At 71.7% G+C, this 2376-nt stretch carries 1 protein-coding gene and 2 pseudogenes; 1 reads left to right on the forward strand and 2 read right to left on the reverse strand.

Features of this window, described 5'->3' with window-relative positions; translation table 11 throughout:
• Positions 1-36: 36 nt before the first annotated feature.
• Entirely contained in the window at positions 37-423 is a 387-nt protein-coding gene (locus H5J33_RS31390; protein WP_181798149.1) for a PPOX class F420-dependent oxidoreductase, read from the reverse strand.
• A gap of 122 nt (positions 424-545) precedes the next feature.
• Here H5J33_RS31390 and H5J33_RS31395 point away from each other — a divergent pair.
• Positions 546-1361 (forward strand): annotated as a pseudogene (locus tag H5J33_RS31395) (SAM-dependent methyltransferase); the annotation flags it as partial.
• Here the strand turns inward: H5J33_RS31395 and H5J33_RS31400 are convergent.
• A pseudogene (locus H5J33_RS31400) lies at positions 1323-2318 on the reverse strand (LCP family protein); the annotation flags it as partial. The pseudogenes H5J33_RS31395 and H5J33_RS31400 sit on opposite strands and share 39 nt — an antisense overlap.
• Between the last annotated feature and the right edge of the window lie 58 nt (positions 2319-2376).

A 2376-nucleotide genomic window follows, 5' to 3' on the forward strand; every position in this document is an offset into this window, starting at 1 on the left:
GCGTTCTCGGGCATCGGGACCTCGCCCGGGTGGCCCTCACTCGCCGAGGGTCACCCGGATGCCCACCGTGCCGTCCGGGCCGCGCCGCAGCCTGCTGCCCAGCAGGGTGAGGCGGCCGACGACGCCGTACTTGCGGGCGATGAGGCTCCGGTAGCGGGCGGTGGTGCCGGCGCCGGTGATCTCGGCGGTGGCGGGCAGCTGGTCGCCGGTGGGGTTGCCGCGCCGGTCGCAGGGGCCGACGAGGACGTCGGGGCGGCGCCGGATCCGCTTGACCTTCCCGCTGTCGCCGGCGGTCCACACACCGAGGGTGTCCCCGTCCCGGACCACCCAGACCGGGGTGGCGACGGGGGTGCCGTTCCGGCGGTAGCTGGTCAGCAGCAGGTAGGGGCCGGCACCGAGCCGGGCGAGCCGTGTGGGATCCATGTGCGCAGTCTCCCGCCCGCCGGGCCCGGGGTCCAGACGGCGAAGATCGGCCGGGACGCTAGATTGCGTTCCGCACGGTGTATTCCCCGTCCGAGGTCCCCGTCTTCCAGGAGCTGACCCACGTGACCGACATCCCGGCAGCCGCCAACGGCGTGGCCGCCTCGCTGCGCGCCCGCATCAACACCGACCAGCCGCACACCGCCCGGATCTGGAACTACTGGCTCGGCGGCAAGGACCACTACGAGGTCGACCGGGAGGCCGGTGACCGGATCCGCCAACTGCACCCGGGCATCGGGGAGTACGCACGCGCCGACCGGCTCTTCCTGGGCCGCGCGGTGCGCCATCTGGCCGGCGAGGTGGGCATCCGGCAGTTCCTGGACATCGGTACCGGGCTTCCCACGGCCGACAACACGCACGAGGTGGCACAGCGCGTCGCGCCAAAGGCGCGGATCGTGTACGTGGACAACGACCCGCTGGTCCTCGCGCACGCGCGGGCCCTGCTGACCAGCACGCCCGAGGGCCGCACCGACTATCTGGACGAGGACCTGCGCAACGTCGACGCGATCGTGGAACACGCGTCGCGGACACTGGACTTCAGCGAGCCGGTGGCGCTGATACTGCTCGGCGTGGTCATCTTCCTCGGCGACGACGAGGATCCGTACGGTCTGGTACGGCAGTTGACGGACCGGTTGCCGTCGGGCAGCCATCTGGTGCTGTCCCACACCATCACCAGTCCGTCGATGCCGGACGTGGACGAGGCGGTGCGGTTCTGGAACGAGCACGGCACCCCGAAGCTCACCCAGCGCACGCCCGCCGAGGTCGCCCGGTTCTTCGACGGCCTCCAGCTGCTGGAGCCGGGAGTGGTGTCCTGTTCGCGGTGGCGGCCTCAGCCCGCGGACGGGCTCGGCGCTCGCGGCGGCCTGGGCGGTGGCTTTGGGTTTCGCGCCGGAATCGGTGGTGAGCGGCCGGTCGCCGGCGATGGCGGCGAAGAGGGAAGCGGCGCCGGGGCCGGCCACCACCCGGTCGGGGTCGGCCGGGTCGGGGGCGGTCTGCATGGTGGCGAAGGTGATCCGCCGGGCGGGCACCTTGTCAACGTCGGCGGCGAGCCCGATCAGCTTCTTGACGCTGCCCAGTCCGTCGTCCACCGTCAGCGCCTTGGTGGCGGCGTCGGCGAGCCGGTAGACCGCGGTGGGGTCGGTGAGCGTGCCCGCGCTCTTGAACTTGCGGATCATCGCACTGAGGAAGATGTGCTGCGAGACGGTGCGGCCGAGGTCGCTGCCGTCGCCGAAGCCGTGCCGGGAGCGCACGAACTCCAGGGCGGCGACGCCCTTGAGGGTGTGGGTGCCCCGGGACAGCTTCAGATGGGAGTAGGTGTCGTAGACGTCGTCGCCGACGCACACGGAGACGCCGCCGATCGCGTCGGACATCTTGACGACGCCGGAGAAGTCGAGCTTGACGAAGTGGTCGACGGGGATGCCGGTGAGCCGGTGGACGGTGGCCACCTGGCAGGCCGGCCCGTACCGCAGGGCGCTGTTGACCTGGCCGTAGTAGCCGGTCGTGGACCGGCCGGTCTCGCCGTCCCGGCAGGCCGGCACCCGGGTCATGGTGTCGCGGGGGATGCTCAGCACGGTGGCGTTGGAGCGGTCGGCGGAGATGTGCAGCACCATCTCCACGTCGGCGTTGCCGCCGGTCTGCACCCCGGTCCGGGAACAGCCGCCGCCGAGCCGGCAGTCCGTCGTGCTGGTCCGTCCGTCGGAGCCCATGACCAGGATGTTGAGGGGGGTGCGGCCGAAGGCGTCGGCCTTCTCGGTGCCGCCCTTGCCGTCCAGCGAGACGCTGTGGAGGTTGCCGTCCAGATGGCGGTAGAACAGCCAGCCCGCACCGGCGGTGATCACGACGATCAGGGACAGGGTGTATGTGCGAGGAGAGCAGGCCGAAGGCGAGCCAGCGCTT

Source organism: Streptomyces sp. WELS2 (assembly GCF_013870595.1).
Classification (GTDB): domain Bacteria; phylum Actinomycetota; class Actinomycetes; order Streptomycetales; family Streptomycetaceae; genus Streptomyces.

Excerpts from the sequence above, each read along its gene's own strand:
- H5J33_RS31390 (WP_181798149.1), bottom strand. The coding sequence starts at position 423 with ATGGATCCCACACGGCTCGCCCGGCTCGGTGCCGGCCCCTACCTGCTG.